The sequence below is a fragment of the Kineosporiaceae bacterium genome (assembly GCA_016713225.1).
Lineage (GTDB): Bacteria > Actinomycetota > Actinomycetes > Actinomycetales > Kineosporiaceae > JADJPO01.
In genome coordinates, this window is record JADJPO010000002.1 from 162,698 (window position 1) to 182,974 (window position 20,277).

The 20,277-nt window shown below is 72.0% G+C and carries 14 protein-coding genes and 1 pseudogene; 8 read left to right on the plus strand and 7 right to left on the minus strand.

The window, feature by feature from the left end:
• Positions 1–11: 11 nt before the first annotated feature.
• Complete coding sequence (locus IPK24_06860; GenBank protein MBK8075278.1) at positions 12–1,727, plus strand: thiamine pyrophosphate-binding protein; 1,716 nt, start codon at positions 12–14, stop codon at positions 1,725–1,727.
• On the opposite strand, the gene IPK24_06865 is transcribed toward IPK24_06860, so the two are convergent.
• The 6 genes from IPK24_06865 to IPK24_06890 all read right to left on the minus strand — a co-directional run bounded on the left by IPK24_06865 (position 1,724) and on the right by IPK24_06890 (position 8,051).
• On the minus strand, positions 1,724–2,359 hold the full coding sequence (locus tag IPK24_06865; protein MBK8075279.1) for an ATP/GTP-binding protein: 636 nt from the start codon (positions 2,357–2,359) through the stop codon (positions 1,724–1,726). The genes IPK24_06860 and IPK24_06865 overlap by 4 nt on opposite strands.
• Positions 2,337–2,732 carry a DUF742 domain-containing protein gene (locus IPK24_06870; GenBank protein MBK8075280.1) on the minus strand — a complete coding sequence of 132 codons (396 nt, stop codon included), beginning with the start codon at positions 2,730–2,732 and terminating at the stop codon, positions 2,337–2,339. Before IPK24_06870 ends, IPK24_06865 begins: the two co-directional genes overlap by 23 nt.
• A 35-nt stretch (positions 2,733–2,767) precedes the next feature.
• Positions 2,768–3,199, minus strand: a complete 432-nt coding sequence (locus IPK24_06875) for a roadblock/LC7 domain-containing protein (GenBank protein ID MBK8075281.1) — start codon at positions 3,197–3,199, stop codon at positions 2,768–2,770.
• Entirely contained in the window at positions 3,196–5,889 is a 2,694-nt protein-coding gene (locus IPK24_06880) for a HAMP domain-containing protein (GenBank protein ID MBK8075282.1), read from the minus strand. The genes IPK24_06875 and IPK24_06880 overlap by 4 nt, the downstream gene beginning before the upstream one ends.
• Positions 5,886–6,998, minus strand: coding sequence for a hypothetical protein (locus IPK24_06885; protein MBK8075283.1), 1,113 nt, complete (start codon positions 6,996–6,998; stop codon positions 5,886–5,888). The genes IPK24_06880 and IPK24_06885 overlap by 4 nt, the downstream gene beginning before the upstream one ends.
• 243 nt (positions 6,999–7,241) lie before the next feature.
• Positions 7,242–8,051 (minus strand): tryptophan-rich sensory protein, encoded by an 810-nt coding sequence (locus IPK24_06890; protein MBK8075284.1) that lies wholly within the window; start codon positions 8,049–8,051, stop codon positions 7,242–7,244.
• A 224-nt stretch (positions 8,052–8,275) separates the two neighbouring features.
• On the opposite strand from IPK24_06890, the gene IPK24_06895 reads away from it, so the two are divergent.
• The 7 genes and pseudogenes from IPK24_06895 (at position 8,276) to IPK24_06925 (ending at position 17,803) form a co-directional block, all read left to right on the plus strand.
• Positions 8,276–9,847 (plus strand): HAMP domain-containing protein, encoded by a 1,572-nt coding sequence (locus IPK24_06895; protein MBK8075285.1) that lies wholly within the window; start codon positions 8,276–8,278, stop codon positions 9,845–9,847.
• A 124-nt stretch (positions 9,848–9,971) separates the two neighbouring features.
• A pseudogene (locus IPK24_06900) lies at positions 9,972–11,749 on the plus strand (PEP-utilizing protein mobile subunit).
• Positions 11,742–12,875 carry a PEP/pyruvate-binding domain-containing protein gene (locus IPK24_06905; GenBank protein MBK8075286.1) on the plus strand — a complete coding sequence of 378 codons (1,134 nt, stop codon included), beginning with the start codon at positions 11,742–11,744 and terminating at the stop codon, positions 12,873–12,875. The pseudogene IPK24_06900 and the gene IPK24_06905 overlap by 8 nt, the downstream one beginning before the upstream one ends.
• The gene (locus IPK24_06910) at positions 12,872–14,149 is read left to right on the plus strand and encodes an FAD-dependent oxidoreductase (GenBank protein ID MBK8075287.1); all 1,278 of its coding nucleotides are present in this window, start codon (positions 12,872–12,874) and stop codon (positions 14,147–14,149) included. Before IPK24_06905 ends, IPK24_06910 begins: the two co-directional genes overlap by 4 nt.
• Before the next feature lie 30 nt (positions 14,150–14,179).
• On the plus strand, positions 14,180–15,427 hold the full coding sequence (locus IPK24_06915; GenBank protein MBK8075288.1) for a PQQ-dependent sugar dehydrogenase: 1,248 nt from the start codon (positions 14,180–14,182) through the stop codon (positions 15,425–15,427).
• Entirely contained in the window at positions 15,424–16,194 is a 771-nt protein-coding gene (locus IPK24_06920; GenBank protein ID MBK8075289.1) for a VOC family protein, read from the plus strand. Before IPK24_06915 ends, IPK24_06920 begins: the two co-directional genes overlap by 4 nt.
• A gap of 70 nt (positions 16,195–16,264) precedes the next feature.
• Entirely contained in the window at positions 16,265–17,803 is a 1,539-nt protein-coding gene (locus IPK24_06925; GenBank protein ID MBK8075290.1) for a multicopper oxidase family protein, read from the plus strand.
• Between the two features lie 18 nt (positions 17,804–17,821).
• Here IPK24_06925 and IPK24_06930 read toward each other — a convergent pair whose 3' ends face one another.
• Positions 17,822–20,224: a bifunctional diguanylate cyclase/phosphodiesterase gene (locus tag IPK24_06930; GenBank protein ID MBK8075291.1), complete on the minus strand. Its 2,403-nt coding sequence runs from the start codon at positions 20,222–20,224 to the stop codon at positions 17,822–17,824.
• Positions 20,225–20,277: the final 53 nt, after the last annotated feature.

Below are 20,277 nucleotides of genomic sequence, written 5' to 3' on the forward strand. Positions count from 1 at the left end.
GCATCCGCCCCATGACGGCGACCGAGCCAGCGAGCGGGCCAGCGACCAACCCCGCGTCGGGCCGTTCGGCCGGGCAGGCGATCGTCGAGACCTTGGCGCGGCGCGGGGTCCGACGGTTCTACACGGTGCCCGGCGAGAGCTTCCTCGAGGTGCTGGACGCCGTCGAGCAGACCCCCGGACTGCAGTTGATCTCGACGCGACACGAGTCGGGGGCCGCGTTCATGGCCGAGGCCGAGGGCAAGCTGACCGGCCGTCCGGCGGTGGCCATGGGCACCCGTGCGGTCGGCGCCTCGAACCTGATGATCGGGGTGCAGACCGCGTGGGAGGATTCCACGCCGATGATCGTGCTGTGCGGACAGGTCGAGTCGAATACTTTGGGCCGCAGGGCATTTCAGGAAGTGGACCTCCCCACGTTCTTCGGATCGGTCAGTGTGCACGGCGAGACCCTGCACGACCCGGCCCGCGCCGGTGAGGCGGCCGCCCGGGCGCACTGGGCGGCCACGACGGCGCGACCCGGACCGGCCGTGCTGGCGTTGCCGGCGGACATCCTGGGTCGGCCCGCGCCCGACGGCGCCCGCGAGCTCGCTCCGGGACGGAGTGCCCCGGTGGGACCCGACCCGGCGGCCGCGGCCGAGATCGCCACCCTGTTGCGCGAGGCACGCCGTCCGGTGATGATCCTCGGCCAGGGGGCGCAGGGGGCCTGGGACGCCGTGCATGCGCTGGCCGAGCGCTACGGCCTCGGGGTGTACACCGCCTTCCGGCGGCAGGACACCTTCCGCAACGACCACCCGAACTACCTCGGTCACCTCACCCTGCGAACGGCACCCGAGCTGGTGCGTCCGCTGCAGCAGGCGGACGTGGTGCTCGCGCTCGGGACACGCTTGGGGGACACCACCTCTCAGGATTTCACGCTGCCCGCTCCCGGCGCCGCGGTGATCCATGTCGACCTCGATCCGCGGGCGCTGCGGACGCCGGTCACGCTGGCCTGGAGCGTGCGCGCCGACGTCGAGGCCTGTGCTCGGGCGCTGCTCGAGCTGCCGGTGGCGTCACCCCGGGACTGGTCGGCCGAGCACGGCGTCTACCTGACCGGTTCGACGGTGCCCGACCTCGCCGCGTCGTCGTCCGGCGGTGTGCACCCGGCAGCGGTGATCGCCGCGCTGGCGCGCCACCTGCCGGCCGACACCATCGTGACCAACGACGCCGGCAACTTCTCGGTCTTCGCGCACCGGTACTGGCGGTTCACCCACCCACGCAGCCAACTCGGGCCGATCTCCGGGGCGATGGGGTACGGACTGCCCGCGGCCATCGGCGCCGGGTTGGCCGAGCCGGGCCGGCCGGTGGTGGCGCTCGCTGGTGACGGTGGCTTCCTGATGACCGCGGTCGAGCTGGAGACCGCTGTGCGCCACGGGGTTCCGGTGCTCTGCGTGGTCTTCGTGAACCGGTCGTACGCCACGATTGCGATGCATCAGGCGCGGCGGTTCGCCCGCACCGCGGGCACCGACATCGGTGCGGTGGACATCGCCGGATTGGCCCGGGCGCTGGGCGCCGACGGGCTGGACGTCACGGCCGCCGACCAGCTGGACGACGCGCTGGCCGTGGCCGCCCGGTTCGACCGGCCGCGCGTCATCGCGGTGCACACCGATCCCGACGTACTGGTGCCAGGGGTGTCGATGTCATCCCTGGTGCGTGGTGCGCCGAGTCGTTCACCGGGGCAGCAACGGCCCTAGGAGTTCGCCTGCCGGGCACGGGCGCGAGCGAGAGCCTCCTCGAGCATGACCAGGATCGCGTCGCGCACCGACAGGAAGCTGCGCGCATCGAGTTCGACGATCGGCACCGCCGGCCCGATCGCCAGGGCCCATCGGATGGTCTCGGGATCGTGCTGGACCTGCCCGTCGAACCGGTTCACCCCGACCACGAACGGCAGACCCGCCTTCTCGAAGTAGTCGACGGCGGCGTAACACTCGTCGAGCCGCCGGTCATCCACCAGCACCAACGCTCCCAGGGCACCGTTCGCCAGGTCGTTCCACATGAAGCCGAACCGGTCCTGGCCGGGGGTGCCGAAGACGTAGAGCTTGATGCTCTGGTCGATCGTGATCCGTCCGAAGTCCATCGCCACGGTGGTGGTGGTCTTCGTGGGCACCAGTTCGTTGTTGTCGACCCCGGCGGCCACGGAGGTCATCTCGGCCTCGGTGGTGAGCGGGGCGATCTCGGAGATCGTCGTCACCACCGTCGTCTTGCCCACGCCGAAGCCACCGGCGACGAGGATCTTCACCGGAACCGGCGGGCGACCGCGGGTCACCGTCGCGGCCCGCCCGTCGCCCGCCTGCGCGGCGGGCTCAGGTGCGCTGTCGTAGGCCATCGATGACTCGCATGATCGTCTCCACATCGTCGGCGGCGTCCCCGTCGGGGACCTCGGTCGACACCATTCCCTGTTGGGTCAGGTCCGAGATGAGCACCCGGGCGACGCCCAGGTGCAGGTCGAGCATGGCCGCGACCTCGGCCACGGCGAGTGGCTGCTCGCAGGCCAGCACGATGTCGCGGTACTCGAGCGACAGGCTGGACACCGCGCGCCGACCGGCAGGAGTTGCGGCCACCTGGGTCTCGACGGCGATCGAGGCGTCGGCAGCCGTACGGCCCCGGGTGAGCAGGAAGGGCCGGACGGCGTTCGCGGGCTCGGGCAGGTCGAGCGGGTCGCGCTCGTTCCCCGGGCCGACCAGGAACGGCCTGATCATGCCGGCGTCCCCGGGCGTCGTCGGATCGTCGCCCATCAGTTCACCGAGTTCTTCAACTCGTTGATCAGGCGCGGGTTCAGGGTTCCGTTGATCCGATTGATGAACACGGCCATCTCGTAGGCGACCGTCGCCAGCGAGGCGTTGGTGTCCGCCACGGCACCGAGCAGAGCGCCCGCGCCCATGGCCATCACCACCAGGAAACCGCCCTCGGCGTCGATGATCACCTTGTTCAGCGCGCCGAGCCCGTAGCTCGTCCCTGCCCCTGCGGCCAGGCTTGCCATGCCCGACACGATCGCCGAGAGCCGGTCGCTGGTGGCCCGATCGGCATCCTCGGCCGTCGCCATCAACAGACCGTCCGACGAGACGGCGATGACGTCGACCACTCCCGCTGTCTCGCGGGCGAACTTCGCCAGGAGCCAGGTGAAGTCCTGTGCCGACTCGCTCAGCGTGGTTGTGGCATCGGTCATGATGACCCTCCGTCTGCGCCTGTTGTGGGGTGGGGTTCGGCGTTCGGCTCGAGTTCGGCGAGCGCACGCCCCGGTATACGTCGCGGCGGCAGGATGCCGTCCGGTTGGGGTGGGGCGGGAGTGGCCTCGATGGTCTCGCTGTCGATCGGATCGAGGACGTGGGAGCCCGATCGCAGTTCGTCGGCCAGGGCGCTCATCGCCTCGCGCTGTTCGTCTCGGCGACCGGTGGCCTCGCGCAGCGCCGACTCGGCGGCCTCGGCCGCACGCCGCTCCTCGGCGGGGGAGACCTGAGGCAGGCCGTGCCCGGCCAGGTCGATGGCTGCCCCGACCTGGTCCAGATCCGAGCGCAGCGACTCGGGGTCGTGCACCACGGGGGTGCCTGCGCCCTGACGCGGTGTGGCGTCAGAACCCAGCGCCTGCAGCGCGGAGCCACGCACCCGCCTGGTGATCCCGGCCCGGGCGTCCGGCGGGGGCGGCGGTGCCGAGGCCGCGGGAGCCTCGGCCGCCCGCGCGATCGCCTGTTCCAGGTCGTCGACCTGGCGGCGGGCGCGCTCGGGGTCGGCCACGGGAACGACGAGCTTCGGCTCCGGCCGTTGGTTGCGTTCTGCCGTGGGCAGCTGAGCGCCAGGCACCCGGCGGCGGATGCTCGGAACCGAGTCGGCGTCCTCACGGGGCGTCACCTCGCCGGAGCCTGCCGGCAGCGAGACCGGCGTGGAGGCCGCTGGGCCGGCCGGCTGGGCCGTCGGGGCAGGCGCCGAGGGCGCGGTACGGGGCGGTGCGGGGTGCCGCGCCGGCGCGGCGGGGGCTGCACCCGTGGGAGAGTCTGCCAGCGGCAGCAGGAGCGAGGCCGGCAGGTCGATGCGTGCCGTGATCCCGCGATCCGGATTCGGCTCGAGTCGAACGTCGATCTCGTGACGCCGGGCGATCCGCCCGACCACGAACAGCCCGAGGACGTGGCTCGGTGCCAGGTCCAGGCGCTCACGGCGCCGCAGCCGCTCGTTCTCCTGCAGCAACCGGTCGGTGGGCATGCCCAGGCCGAGGTCGATCACCGCCAGGTGACAGGCGCCGTGCTCGTCCAGTTCACCGGTCACGCGTACCGAGGTCGATGGCGGCGAGAAGAGCACGGCGTTCTCGAGGACCTCGGCGAACATCAGCAGCAGGTCACCCAGCGCGCCGGGGGCGATTCCCACGTTCGGCAGCCGGTCGACCTCCACCCGGGTGTAGTCCTCGACCGATCCGAGCGATCCGCGAATCGCGTCCACCAGGGCCAAGGGGCGCCCGCCACCGGCTGACTCGGAACCACCGGAGAGCACCACGAGGCTGGTCGCGTTGCGCCGCAGCCGGGTGGAGAGGTGGTCGAGCTGGTACAGGGTGGCGAGGGTGGCGTTGTCCTCCTCGCGACGTTCCAGGGAGTCGATCAGGGCGAGCTGGCGTCCGACCAGGTTGGTGGTGCGCCGTCCGATGCTGGCGAACATCGCCGCCACGTTGCGGCGACTGACCACCTGTCGCTCCAGGAGTCGCGAGGCCGTCGTCTGAACTCGGTTGTATGCCTGGGCCAGCTCGCCGATCTCGTCCTGGGTGCTGACGCCGATCTCGGCCAGCCGTGGCAGGGCGTCGTCCAGGGAATCCTCGTCGCTGACTCGCTGCAGCTCGGCCTCGGCGAGGTCGGCGACCCGCCCCGCGGCGTGGGTGAGCCGTCGCAGAGGGCGTGAGACCGAGCGGCCGATGAGCACCGAGAGAGCCAACACCGCGAGCATCACCAGCGCCGAGATCACGGTCACCGCGAGCGCGGTCAGGCGCGCCTGGCGTGCCTGTGCCTGCGTGGCCACCGCGACGCTCTGCGAGATCTCACCCTGGGCCAGCTGGCGCAAGCCGGTCTGGGACTGGACCGCGGCGAACATCTCGACCGTGAGGTCGCCCGTGTCGGCGTCTTCGCTCAGCAGCGACACCTGCCGGGTACCGGCAGCGATCTTGGCCGAGGCGAGACTCTTGGCCGCTCGGTCGAACACCTCGGTGGCGCGTGGGGTGGCCACTTGCCGGAATTGCGCGCCCGCCTCCGTCGCGCGAGCGGTGAAGTCGATCGCCGAGCTCAGCAGGGTCTGTCGTCGCGTTGCGTCGGCCGAGGTGGCCGCCAGGAGCAACGCCCCGGCCCGGCTGGTCGCCTCGTTGGAGCGCAGGAGGGCGTCCAGGGAGGTGAGTGCCCAGGCATCCTCGGAGTTCTCGGTGATCTGGCGGGGCAGGCCGACAGCAGCGACCAGCCGGTCGACCACGGCACCGAAGGCGGCGATGACCGAATCGGGTGCCAGCGTGCCGGCGACCAGTCGGGGGCCGGTGTCGATCACCAACCTGTCCACCCCCGTGAGGGCGGCCCGCAACTCGGCGGCGTGTGCGCCGGTCGGCTGGATCTGCGATCCCAGCTCTCGTACCAACTGCAGCTGGACGACCAGATCGTTGGGGGCGACGGCCGGGGAGCCCTTGCGCGCCACGGCCAAGAGCCGAGCCTGCTGCAGCTCCTCCACGAGGATGGCGATCTGCCGACCGGTGCGGGCGACGGCCTCGGTGGTGGCGGAGGTCCGGGCCGCGGAGAGCCGCCCCGAGAGCAACGGGATGTAGAGCAGGACGACGACCAGCAACGGGATGACGACGAGCAGGTTCAGCTTCGCGCCCACCCGAAGTCGACCGAGGATCATCGGTCGTTCCCGGCGGCGCCGGCGCCGATCAGGTCGCCGTCGGACGACAGTTCACGAGCAGGGGCGCCCGGAGCCCTGGCGGGGGCCACGCGGGTGGTCGTCCAGGCCCACACCCCGGCCAGCCCCAGGGCCAGGAGCAGCCCGACTGCCGAGACCCAGACCACGAACCGTCGTTGTCCCTCGATCCGGTCTGAGCGCGCCACCAGCAGAGCGTCCAACTCGGTCAGCGCCGAGGCCTCGAACGCCAGCGCAGCGTCGCGCACCGTGCCCCAGCCCCTGAGCAGGTCCGCGCCGGGCCGCTGACCGGTCGCTGCGCCGACCTCGGTGCTGGGCGGGGCGAAGTCCGTGACGGCGTCACGTAGCTTGTCGAGGTCGCTGAGCAGGCCGGCCCCGAGGGTGCGGCTCTGAGTGATACCGAAGCTCTTGCGCAGGCCGTCGTCCACCGCGGTGATGTCGGATCGGACCTTGGTGAGGGCAACCGCCGCAGCCAGTTGGTCGGCGTCGCTCTGGTCGGAGCCGGCGGCTTCGGATCGGGCGAGCGCGGCCAGGCCGGTCGCGTGTGCCGAGTCGACGAGGATCGCAGGGATCCGCAGCAGGGTCGCGTCCATGACGTAGTACGCATCGAGCTCGGGATCGAGGATCAGGTTCGAGCTGTCCCCGACACGGGCGATGAGAGCGACCTCGAGGTCGACGACCACCGAGTAGGCCCTCAGCGCGGCTCGGCCGCGAGCGTTGCCGGCGGTCAGGGTGTCGAGCCTGGCCTTCAGGTCCGTCCATCGCACGGTCGTGCCCAACGTCGCCCCCACGCGGTCGTCGACACCGTCGACATCCTTCAGCGCGGCCCTCACGGCGTCGGCGTCCACAGCAGTGCCCGCGACCGCCGCGTTCTGCGCGTCCAGTGTCGTGCTGAGCAATCGGACCAGCGGGCGGAGATAGCGCACGCCGTCCCGCTCGCGCGCGTCGAACGTGAGGTCTGAACCCGTGCTCTGCCAGAGCGTGGTCAGGGACAGCCCCAACGGTACGAGCAACAGCAGGATTGTCCCCACGGCCGCCCAGCGGCCGAGTCTGGTGTGCACGCCACGGGGGCCGCTGACGGTCCGATCGACCACGGTGGTCCTTTCGCTCACGACCGAGGTGGGCTCGCAGGAGTCGGACGGTGATCACCGTCGGTGACGGCTCCTCGGGTCCGGCCCCCGTCGCGTGTCACGTCGATCACGCTGGACGATGTGCCTCGGCGTAATGTATGTAGTCAGGTCCACCACGTTCTGTCCGGTGCTTGGTCAAAATTTGGATCAAAAGTTCGATCTTCATCACGCACGGTAGTTGTTCGATTGCGGATGGATGATCGTGGATCACACGTCGTGACCTTCGCCGGCCCTCGAGGTGGTCGAGCGGCCGACCGCCACCGCGGCCGCCAGGATCGCGACCGCGGCGATCAGCGCGGTCACGGCGGTGACGGTCGACCGGGGCGCATCGCCGGTGCGGCCGATCGCGATCCAGGTCAGGCCCCAGGCCATGGCGGCGGCCACCGCCCAGCGCGCACCGACCGAGCGCATCAGCAGCACCCCGACGCCGCCGGCCACGGCCAGCACCACCACGGCGATGGCGGCACCGACGCCCGCCGAGGCGTCGACGCCCGAGGCCACCAGCGTGGCCGTGATGTTGGCGCACGTGGCGACGGCCACCCACCCCAGGTACAGCCCGAAGGTGGCGTCCACGACCAGCCGTTCGAGGCCGGAGGCCGAGGTCGCGGCTGCGTCGAGTGCGGCCAGCCGGCGTCCGATCACGGTCAGCACCGCCAGCAGGGCCACGATCACGCCGACGCTGACCCACAGCCACCCCTGCTGGGTCACCAGCAGCCACCCGGCATTGAGCACCATCGACGCCGCCGCCAGCCACCCCGTCGTCCGGGCTCGGGTGCTGGTCAGGGTCGAGGGCAGGGCCTGCCAGACGGTGTACCCGAGCAGTCCGAGGTAGATCACCGACCAGATCGAGAAGGCGGGGCCCGCCGGGGCCAGCAGCGTGGCGTCCGCGGCGAGGGCTCCGCCGGAGGCCTCCTGCACCCGGGTGCCCAGCACCCCCACTCCCACGAGAGTGCCGATGACGCAGAACACTTCGGCGATCACCACGGTGACCCTGCGGGCGTGATCCATACCGGCCATCTGATCAGCTCGTCGCGCCGTCGGCCACCCGGAGTGATCGGCGACGGCGGCCGAGGTCCGTTCGGACGACGCTGCGCCATCCGGGTGAGGTGGAACGCCTCCGTTGGAGTGATCTCGGGTGTCCGCGTCGAGGTCACCGGTATCGGCGCCCGATGACCTTCCTTGGTATCGCGTTGACGTCGTGTTGGTGGGCCCGTGGCCCTCACGAGGAAACGAGTGTGTCGATGAAGCTGACCGTCACTGCCCGGCTGGTGGCCACGACAACGGTGTCAGTGGTCGCCGTGCTCGGCCTGGGGGGGATCGCCCTGGCCAACGCCGTCACAGAGCGGGCCGCCGCGACAACGATGGCAGACACCTCGACGGCCCTGTCGCACACCTGGAACGCCGACATGATGCACGACGGCATCAAGGCCGACGTGCTGGGTGCGCTCTACGCCACCACACCGCAGCTGCGCGAGCAGCTCGACGCCGAGCGGGTGACGCAGGACGCGGCCACCATGCTCGAGCAGATCGACGCGGCGGCCAAGGTCGCCCCGGCCGCGATAGTGCCGCAGTTCGAGGCCATGCGGCCCACGATCGAGAAGTACGGCCAGTCGGGCATCGCCATCGTGGCCCGAGCCGAGAAGGACAGGGCCGGCGCGGCGACCGACCTACCGGCCTTCCTGGAGCTGTTCGACCAGCTGGAGGAGAAGCTGGGTGCGGCGGACGAGGCCATGGTCGACAGTGTGGCCGCCGCCGAGAAGTCCATGCGGAGCACCGCTGACCGGGTGATCACGGTCATCGCCGTGGTCGGCATCGTCGCGGCCCTCCTGGTGGCCATCAGCAGCACGCTGGTGCTGGTCTCGGTGCGCCGGGGCATGCTCGCGGTCATCAATCGGTTGCGTGAGATCGCCGAGGGAGACGGCGACCTGACGGCCCGCCTCGAGGTGCGCGGCGAGGACGAGATGTCCCGGATCGCACAGTTGTTCAACACCTTCGTCGAGCAGATCGCCGGCATGGTGCGGCGGGTCACCGACTCCGCGGCCACCCTGGCCGCCGCGGCCGAGGAACTGGCTGCGACGTCGTCCGTGGTCGCCGATGTGGCCGACCGGACGGCGAGCCGGTCCACCGGCATGGTGGACGCCGCCCGCGGCGTCGACGCATCGGTCGGCGGGTTCACCGTGGCCGCCGGTGAGTTGGGCCAGTCGATCCAGGAGATCTCGCACAACGCCTCACAGGCGGCCGAGGTGGCCGCCTCGGCGGTGCGCCTGGCCGAGACCACCACCGACACCGTGCAGCTGCTCGGGGCGTCCTCGGCTCAGATCAGCGAGGTGGTCAACGTGATCGAGAGCGTGGCCGCCCAGACCAACCTGCTCGCCCTGAACGCGACGATCGAGGCCGCCCGGGCCGGCGAGGCCGGTGCCGGGTTCGCCGTGGTGGCCAACGAGGTCAAGGATCTGGCGCAGGAGACGGCCCGGGCCACCAGCGACATCGCCCGGCGCATCGAGCAGATCCAGGCCCAGACCGGCGATGCGGTGACGGCCATCGGCGAGATCGCGATGGTGATCGGGCAGATCAACGATTATCAGTCCTCGATCGCCGGTGCGGTGGAGGAGCAGAGCGCCACCACGGCCGAGCTGTCCCGGGTGGTGGACGTCGCCTCGGCCCACTCCTCGCAGATCGCCGGCGGCATCGACGAGGTCGCCGAGGCCGCAGCCACCACCACCGAGTCGATGGCCAGTGCCCGCGCGGCGGTCGATGACCTGGCCCGCATGAGCAGCGAACTGCACTCCCTGGTCGACCGCTACCGGGTGTGAGCCGGCTGCGAGGCGCTCGGCCGGCCGGCCGTGACCTCGGGCAACGACTTGCCGCCGTCCTGATCGTGCTGTCACCGTGGGGGCGCGCGCGCACTGGGGCGTGGCCAGCCTGCGGAGGATCGTGATGCCGACCGTCATCCCGATCGACGACTTCGTCACCGACGAGTGGTACCCCGGATTCCGCCCCGCGCATGGACACTCGCCGTTCGTGGTCGAGCCGTTGCGCACGTTCGAGGCGCGGGACGTCGACCGGTTCTGGTTCCTGGACTACCACTGGTCCCGGGGGCTCACCCCGATGGGCATGATCTGGAACGAGGACGGCTACTCCTGGGGCAGCCAGTTCGCGGCCGAGACGCTGCCGCTGCCCCCCGGCCGGGGATCGCCCAGCGCATGGCCGGCACCCATACGTACGCCTCACCGATCGAGGTCTCCTCCTCGTTCGAGATGCGAGAGCGGACGGCGCGGCTGGCGCGCCGGCTGCCGGCGTTCCTGCGGGACTTCAGGATGATCTGGGCCGACCGTGAGGCCGAGATCGACCGCGGGTGGAATCGCCTGCGAGGCCTGGACGTGACCGGGCTGAGCCTGCCGGAGCTCGCCGTCATGCTGCGCGAGGCCCGCCGGTTCCACAAACGGGCCTTCGAGATCCATTTCGAGATCATGTACCCGCTCCTGGTGAACTACCTGGGGTTTCACGGCGCCTGCACCGAGATGGGGCTCGACCCCTCGCGCACCGGGGTCTTCCTGCAGGGTGTCGACACCCGGATCAGCCAGACCGACCGGGAACTCTGGCGCCTCACCCACCGGGCCCGCGAAACCGGTCTGGCATCCGTGTTCGCCGCCACCGACCCCGCCGACCTCGCCGCCACCCTGGACACGGCGGGAGGGCCGGCTGCGGCCTGGATGACGGATTTTCGCGAGGTGATGGCCGAATTCGGTTGGCGCAGTGAGGGAACCAGCGACATCGCGTTGCCCAGTTGGATCGAGGACCCGACCCCGCCGCTCGGCACCATCAAGACCTTCCTGCTGCAGGCCCACGAACACGACTTCGACGCCGCCCGGGCCACCCTGCTCGCCGAGCGCGATGCGGCGATCGAGGACGCCCGGACCCGGTTGACCTCGGCCCAGCGGGTGGTCTTCGACGCCGGCCTGGCCTCGGTGCAGGCGGCCAACTTCACCTGGTGGCAGGAGGAGCACAACGCGGCCATCGACCTGCGGGCCGCGTTGCCGATGCGGTGGGCCGCACTGGCGATCGCCGACCGGATCGGCGCCGATCGGGCCGACGACACGCTGTTCCTGTTCTGGCCCGAGCTGCTGGACGTCGCCGAGGGACGCCGCGACTACGACCGCGGCCTGCGCGGGCTGGTCGAGGACCGTCGGGAGTACTTCGATCACTGGCGGGTTCGTCGCATCGCCATGCCCAAGACCCTCGGTACCGTTCCCGATCGGGTCCACGACCCGATCCTGATCGAGATCTTCGGCTTGAATCGCACCTTCCTGTCCGCGGTCGGCGGGTCAGCTCCCTCGGCGGCCCCCGCCCCGGGCGCTCCAGGCGAACCGGGCGAGGCCTCGCGCGGCGTCCGACTGGTCGGGCTGGCGGCGTCCGGTGGCCTGGCGCGCGGGATCGCCCGGGTGCTCACCGACGCCGACACGCTGCACCTGGTGGAACCGGGTGAGGTGCTGGTCTGTGAGTCCACGTCACCGAACTGGACCCCGGCCTTCGGCAAGCTGGCGGCCTGTGTGTGCGACGGTGGCGGCATCCTGAGCCATGCGGCGATCGTGGGGCGCGAGTACGGCGTCCCGACGGTGACCGCGGTCGGCCTGGCGACGGCGTTGATCAAGGACGGTGACATGGTCGAGGTGGACGGCAGCGCCGGGGTGGTCACGGTGCTGGGCCGTGGGTGATCCGGCGACGGCCCCTCGGCCGCCCGAGCTGGTGGTGCCGCTCGACCGCGGGCTGGAGCGGGAGGTCGGTGCCAAGTTGGGGCGGCTGGCCGAACTGGCCGCGCTGGTCGGATCGGCCGGGTCGATCGGGCGTGGGCTGAGCGTTCCCTCGGGTTTCGCGGTCACTGTCGCCGGCTATCGGCACCAAGCCGCGCACCTGGGCCTGACCGGTCTGGCACCCGAGGCAGCCCGGTCCCGCTTGCTGACCGAAGCGGTCGAACCGGCTCTGGCCTCGGCGATCACGGCGGCCTATGACGAGCTCTGCGAGCAACACCTCGATCTCGGGCTCCCGGTCGCCGTGCGCAGTTCGGCGGTCGGCGAGGACGGTGCGGCAACCAGCTTCGCCGGCGCCTTCGACACCTTCCTGGGCATGTCGGGCTCGACCCGGGTGCTGGACGCCGTCCGGCGGTGTTGGGCGAGCTTGTTCGGCTCGCGCGCGCTGGCCTATCGCGAGGAGGTCGAGTCGGGCGGCCCGCCGGCCCCCACGGCGATGGCGGTCGGGGTGCTGGAACTGGTTCCGGCCCGGGCGTCCGGGGTGGCGTTCTCGGTGCACCCGGTCACCGGCGCCCGCGACCGGGTGGTGATCGAGGCCAACTTTGGCTGTGGCGAGGCGGTGGTGCAGGGGCTCGTCACCCCCGACCACATCCAAGTGGGGCTCGACGGCCGGGTGATCGACCACATCGTCAACCGCAAGGACGTGATCTCGGTGTTCGACTACGTCGCCGGTGAGGTGACGTCGCGCCCGATGCCACTGCGGCTGCGTGGCCGCCCGGTGCTGGACGCCGAGCAGATCGCCGCCGTGGCCCACGCGGTGCAGGTCGTGGCGTCCCACTACGGCCACCCGGTGGACGTCGAGTGGGCGGTCTCGCGCCACCGCCGCCCGGGCGACCCGGTCACCGTGCTGCAAGCGCGCCCGATCACCGTGCTGCACCCCGATGCGGGGCAGCTCGAGACCGCATCGCAGCCGCCCGCACACCGGCCCGGCGGGCCCGGCGAAGCCGATGAGCCGGGTCTGGTGTGGGATCCGGTGGCCTTCGCGGCCAAGTACGTCTTCGGTCAGCACGACGCCGACGAGGGCGCCCCGTGACCTCGACTGCTCGTCACGAGCGGATCGTCGTCGTCGGGGGAGGCGCCACCGGAACCTTCGCCGCCCTCGGGCTGCGTCAGGCCGGCCATACCGGTCCACTCACGCTCGTCGCGGCCGAGCGGCGAGTGGCCTACGAGCGCCCGCCGTTGTCGAAAGAGGTTCTGCTGCACCCTGGTTCGCAAGCACCGCTGATCGGTGGCCAGGCCGCGCTCCGTGCCGCGGGGGTGCTGGTGCGGGCAGGGGTCCCCGTCGTCTCGATCGACCGGGCGGCGCGCCGCGTCGTCCTGCAGGGCGGCGAGTCGATCGACTACGACCGGGTGCTGCTGGCCACCGGCTGCCGTGCCCGCCCGTTGAGCGTGCCCGGCGGCGAGCTGGCGTTGTCCCTGCGCGACCACGACGACGCCGATCGGCTGAGCGCCCGGCTGGTCGCCGGGGCCGACGTGATCGTGATCGGGGGAGGGTTCGTCGGCCTCGAGGTGGCGGCGGCCGCGGTGGCCCGGGGTGCTCGGGTACGGGTGCTCGAGGCCGCGCCGCGCCTGCTGGGGCGTAGCGTGCCGCCCGCGTTGGCCACCGAGGTGGCCGGCGTCCACGCGGCGCATGGGGTCGAGGTGCGGTGCGGGGTGCGGATCGAGCGGCTGCGGGCCGAGCCCGGACCGGACGGCGGCATCCTGGTCGACCTGGCGGGCTCACCAGGAGAGGGCGTGCCCGGCACCGAGACCCTGCGGGCCGATGTCGTGGTGGCCGGGGTCGGGGCGCAGCCCCGCACCGAACCGGCGGCCGCCGCAGGACTGACCGTGGACGACGGCATCGTGGTCGACGCGTTCCTCCGGACCGCCGACCCCGCCATCTGGGCCGGCGGCGACTGTTGCGCCTTCCCGCTGGCCTACGAGGGCGGCCGGCGGGTGCGCGTGGAGTCGTGGCGCAACGCTCAGGATCAGGGCACCTACCTGGCGACCGCCATGCTCACCGATCCCCCCGCGACCCCCTTCGCCGCCGTGCCCTGGTTCTGGTCGGACCAGTACGACCGGACGCTGCAGATGGCCGGTCTGCCCGACCCCTCCGATGTCGCCGTGACGCGGGTTCGTCCCGACGGCGTCCGGCTGCACTTCGGCCTGGCCGATGACGGTCGGCTGCGCTCGGCGGGAGCCATCGGCAGCGGCAATGCGGTGGCCCGCGACATCCGAGCGGCCCAGCGGCTGATCGCCGTGCGCGTCGCCCCGGACCTCGCAGCCCTGGCCGACGCGACCCGGCCCCTGGCCGCACTGAGCGGTTGACCTTTCGGCTCCGGTGACCATGCTGGGGGCATGCGCCACCCGCTCGCCGTCCTCGCGGCCCTGATCGCCGTCCCGGTGCTGACCGCGGTGGTCGGGTGCTCCGGTGATGATCGCGGTGAGGTGCCGACGCCGCGAGGGACACCGACGGCGCCAGGTTCGGCCGGCCCGCCGGCGCAGCGCAGTGCCCCACCGCTGCAGGTCGAGGTGGTCACTCGCGGTCTCGAACACGGCTGGGACATCGGCTTCCTGCCCGACGGCTCGGCACTCGTCAGCGAGCGTCCGGGTCGGATCACCCTGGTGTCGAGCCTGCGGCCGGGGGCCACGACCGCTCGGGTGGGCGCCGACCTGTCCGACGTGTTCGCGCAGGGCGAGGGTGGTCTGCTCGGCCTGGTGGTGCACCCCGACTTCGCCACCAGTCGCCGGTTCACCACCTGCCAGAACCATCACGAGAACGGTCGGCCGGTCGACATCCGCCTGGTCACCTGGCGGCTGGCGGACGATTCCCGCTCCGCGGTTCGGGTCGGTGACCTGCTGACCGGGCTGCCGATCGCGGCCGGCGGTCGCCACTCCGGGTGCCGACCCACGCTGGCGGCCGACGGGGCACTGCTGGTCGGCACCGGCGACACCGCCGACGGCAGGGTGCCGCAAGACCGGACCAGCCTGGGCGGCAAGGTGCTGCGGTTGGACCTGCAGACCGGGAACCCCTTGCCGGACAATCCCTTCGTCACGTCGGAGAACCGGTTCGAGCGTTATGTCTACAGCTACGGTCACCGCAATGTGCAGGGTGTCGCGATCCGGCCCGGCACCGGTCAGATCTACACCGCCGAGCACGGCCCGAGGGTGAACGACGAGGTGAATCTGCTGCGTGCGGGCGGCAACCACGGCTGGGACCCCTCCCGCGGCGGCACCGTCGACGGCTATGACGAGAGCGTGCCGATGACCGACCTCGACCGGTTCCCGGACGCCGTGCCCGCGGTGTGGCAAACCGGCGATGTCACCCAGGCCCTGTGTGCCGCAACGTTTCTCGACGGTCCACAGTGGGGCGAGTTGAACGGGGCACTGGTGGTCACAGCGTTGAAGGGCGCCAAACTGGTCCTGATCCACCTCGACCCGGCGGGGGCGGTGCGGAGCATCGCCATCCCGCAGCAGACCAACGGTGCGTTCGGCCGGCTGCGGGCGGCCCGGCTCGGCCCGGACGGCGCGCTCTATGTCACCACCACCAACGGGGCCGACGACGCCCTGCTCCGCATCACCCCCAGCGCGGGAGGCGCCCCATGACGGCACTGGACATCGGCTGGGTGACCGCCTTCATCGACCTGCCGAGCGATCGCCACGCCGCCACGGTGAGGTTCTGGTCGGCCGCCACCGGGACCACGCTGTCGCCGCCCCGCGGTGCCGACGGGCAGTTCGCCACGCTCGTCCCGGCCGAGGGCACCGGCTACCTGAAGGTGCAGCGGCTGGAGGAGCCGGCCCGGGTGCACCTGGACCTGTCGGTGGCCGACGTCCGTGGCGCCCGCAAGCAGGCCCTCGACCTCGGGGCCATCGAGGTCGCCGACTGCGGTGGTCACGTGATCCTGCGCTCGCCGGGTGGGTTCGTCCTCTGCCTGGTGCCGCACCCGCCCGGGGCGGTGCCGCCGCCGCAGACCTGGCCCGCCGGGCACCGCAGCCGGCTCGCCCAGGTGTGCCTCGACGTCCCGCCCGCGCTGCTGGACGCCGAGGTCGACTTCGTCGCCCGGCTCACCGGCTGGACGGTCCAGGCCTTCGCCGCGGTGGACGGCGTGGTCGCGTTTCGGGCGGCCTCGCCGGTCGCATCGGGGCTGCCGTTGCGGGTGATCGCGCAGCGGCTCGGTCCGGACGACGCAGGTACCACCACACGCGCCCACCTCGAGTTCTGGTCGGACGACGTGGCCGCGGAGGTGGCCCGGCACCTGGCCCTCGGCGCGCAGTGGGTGTTCGAGGGCGCGTACTGGGTGGTGCTGCGTGACCCGGCGGGGCTGGACTACTGCGTGATCGGACGGGACCCGATGACCGGTCGGCGGGTCTGAGGTTTCACCGGCAGCGAATCCTCGGGGTTTCTTCATCGAAATCCCGGGGGTCGTCGCCCAGCGTGCAGTCATGACGTGGGGCGAGGAACATCCGAGCGGCGCCGTCCTCGGTCGGCGCACCGTGCTGGCCGCCGCGGTGGGCGGCGGTGTGGCTCTGCTCGGCGGTTTCGGCGTCCAGCGGCTGCGTGGTGCGGCCTCACACACCACCGCCCCCGGCGGCCACATCGGCCCGGCGGTGAGCATCGACGCCTCCGCCGCGGCGCGCGTCGAGGCGGCCCGTGCTCGCAGCGGCCGCACCACCGCCGTCGACCTGGTGGCCCGCCGCTCCACGGTCGATCTGGGCGGGACGACGGTCGAGGCGCTCACCTATGGCGGTGAGCTGCCCGGCCCGACGGTGCGGCTCCGCGCCGGCGACCTGGCACGGGTGAGCATCAGCAATCAGTTGGACGGCGAGACCAGCGTGCACTGGCACGGTCTGGCACTGCGACACGACGCCGACGGAGTACCCGGCGTGACCGGACCGGCGATCGCGGCGGGTTCGCGCACGGAGGTGAGCTTCGTCGTCCCCGACCCGGGCACGTATTGGCTGCACCCGCACACCGGGATGCAGTTGGACTGGGGCCTGTCGGCCCCGGTGATCATCGACGACCCGCAGGAGCCGGGCCGCTACGACAGCGAACTCGTCGTGATGCTCGACGACTGGACCGTCGGGCTGGGCAAGACCCCCGAGCAACTCTTCGCCGACCTGACCGCCGATGGGGGCTCCATGAGCGGCATGGGCGGTATGGGTGGCATGGGACACGGTGGGGGGATGAACGACGCCGGTGACGTCGCTTACCCCGCCTACCTGGCGAACGGCCGGCTGCCGACGGCACCGCGCTCGGTCGCCGCTCGGCCCGGTGACCGGGTGCGGATCCGGCTGATCAATGCGGCCGCCGACACCACCTTCGACGTCGCTCTCGGGGGACACCGGCTGACCGTGACCCACACCGATGGCTTCCCGGTGATTCCGGTGACGGTCGACACGCTGCAGATCGCCATGGGCGAGCGTTACGACGTCACCGTCACGCTCGCCGATGGGGTGTTCCCGCTGACCGCGCTTCCCACCGGTAAGTCCGGGACGGCGGCGCGGGTCCTGATCCGCACGGCGTCCGGCGGTGCTCCGGCGCCCGGATGGCGCCCCGGCGAACTCACCGGCAGGCGCCTGACGTTGGGCGATCTGGTCGCCGCAGACGCCGTCCGATGGCCCGACCGCACGCCCGACACGGAACAGGCTGTTGCCCTCGCGGGCACCATGGGTGGCGGATACCGCTGGACCATCAACGGGACGACGTATGCCGACGCCGAGCCGCTGACCGTGCGCGAGGGGCAGCTGACCCGGCTGCGGATCACCAACCGCTCGATGATGCTGCACCCGGTGCACCTGCACGGTCACACCTTCGCCGTTCGCGGGGTGCCGGGCTCACCCCGCAAGGACACCGTCGTCGTGCCGGCCATGGCCGGCCTGGACGTCGAGGTGCGCGCGGACAACCCCGGCGCCTGGATGCTGCACTGCCACAACATGTTTCACATGGAGGCAGGCATGATGACCCGCCTCGACTACGCCTGACCGGGCGCTGCGACGAGCTCAGCCGGCCGGCGCGGCTGCCGAGGTGGTCGAGTGTCCCGGCCCGTGTGTCCGGGCAGTGGGCAGCCGTAGGGGGTGATCGGCGGACTGGCCCCCGAGGCCGCCGAAGCCCTCGAGGCCGTGGCTGAGCAGCCGAGCGGACAGCTGGCGGGGCGGCGCGGGGCGCGCCAGCCGGTGCCCCTGCCCCAGCGTGCAGCCCAGATCCCGCAGGACGTCGAGTTGCTCGCCCCGGTCGATCCCCTCGGCGATCACGTCCAGCCCCAGGTCATCGCCCAGGCTGATCACTCCGCCGACCAGCCGGCGCAACCAGGGGTCGGTGTGCAAGGTGGCGATCAGGCACTTGTCGAGCTTGACCGCGTTGAGTGGCAGCCGGTGCAGCAGGGCCAGCGAGGAGTACCCGGCGCCGAAGTCGTCGAGCCAGACCTGGACGCCGAGACGCTGCAGCGAGGACACCACCCGTGCTGCGGCGTCCAGGTCCTCGATCAGTCGGTCCTCGGTGATCTCGAGGATCAACCCACAGGCCGGCAGCTCGGCGCTGTCGAGGGCGGCGTGCACCATGTCGGTGAACGCCGGATCGCCGATCAGCGGCGGGGGAACGTTGACGCTCACCCGCATCCTCGGATCCGCCCCGTCGCGGCGCCAGCCGGCCAGCTGGGCAGTGGTCAGTCGCAACATGTGCGCGGTGAGATCGGGCAACGCCCCGGCTCGGGCCAGGACCGGCAGGAAGATCGCCGGCGCCGCCGCCTCACCCACTCGTTGCCAACGGGCCAGCGCCTCCACCGCCCGGACCCTCCCGTTGCCGAGCTCGATGACGGGTTGGTAGTGGGCCACGATCCCGCCGTCCGCCAAGGCGTGCAGGAGCGCCGGGCGCAACAGCCAGTCGTGCTCCTCGGGCAACGTCAGGCCCTCGGAGTAGACCACGGGTCGCCGAAGGTCGGTGCGCTTGGCGGTGTGGAGCGCGACATCCGCCCGGCTCAACACCTCACCTGCCCCCGGGCGCGGCATCTGGGCGTCGACCACGGCAACACCCACGCCCACGCTCATGCTGACGTCGATGCCGTCAACCTGGAACGGGGCATCGATGGCGGCCCTCAGGGCCTCGGCCAGGGTGCCGGCTCGGGCGGCGGCATCCTTCGGGTGCAGTCGTTCGACCAGGACGGCGAACTCGTCGCCCCCCAGCCGGGCCATGCTGGCCGCCGCCGGCAGCCGGCGTTCGAGCCGGTGGCCCGCCTCGGCCAGCAACCGGTCGCCCACGGCGTGACCCAGACGGTCGTTGAGGGCGGTGAAGGAGTCCAGGTCGCACAGCAGCACCGCGATCGAGGACCCGTCGTCCACCTGACGTTGCAGTGCCTCGTGCAGGCGCCTCGTGAACAGGGGGCGGCGGGCCAGCCCGGTCAGCAGGTCGAAGGTGTCGTGCCGATCCGCCCGGTCGCGGGTGGCGGCGACCTCGGCGATGAGCGAGGCGTTGTCCCGCAGGGCCAGCAGGTGGCGCACCAGGGCCAACCCGATGGCGATCAACAGGATCACCAGGGTGGCCGGCGCCGGGCTGTCACCGCGGCGCCAGTACAGACCGACCAGTGCCAGGGCAGCCGTCGGGACGAGGAACGGCCAGGAGCTGGGGGCGCTGGGTTCGGCCGCGCCGATCCGGTGCCGGTGCAGTGCCGCCAGCCCCAGCATGGCGAACCCGCCGGCCTGCGGTAGCCCGAGGACCAGCAGCGCGGCCCCGAGCCGGTCGTCGAGTTGGCGGGCGAGCAGTTCGGCCAGGGCGAAGGACGCCACCAGTGTGCTGGCCCAGCGCGGGGAGACCTGGCGGCCCACCCGGGTGCCGACCAGAGCCAGGCTGGCCAAGGTGACAGCGACGCCGAGGTGGCCTGCGCCGAACGGGTGAACGGCGGAACCACCGGTGCTCTGCACCCCGACCAGGCACAACGCCGTCGTGCCCACGGCGAGCAGCGCGCCGTCCAGCACCTCGCGGCTGCCGCCGCCACCGGGCCGGCCCGGCAGCAACCCGGTCGCCGTCGCCGCAGCGAAGACCGTGAAGAGTGTCGCGACGTCGACGGGTTCCGAGCCGCTACCCGTGCCGGCGAGCACCGCCACGACATGCCCGACAGCGGTGCAGCCGGCGGCGATCGCCGCCCAGGTCCAGCCGCGCCGGGTGTCGGCGTCGTGGCGGACGGCAGCCCGGGCACAGAGTGCGCTGGCGACCAGTCCCGCCGCGGCGGGCAGCAGGAGCTCGGTGAGCCGGGCCGTCGAGGCGGAGAAGATCGGGCTGGGGGACGCGGCCTGGGCGATCAGCAGCAGAACGGTGATGATCCAGATGGGCCACAGCAGCAGGCGCAGCGCGTCACGGCAGCACACGGATCGGCGCCGGCGCATGGCGAGGCCCGGGTCTCCCGTCGACATGGCGAGCCTTCCTGCTCGGCGAAGGGACGGTTGGATCTGGGCCAGATCGGACG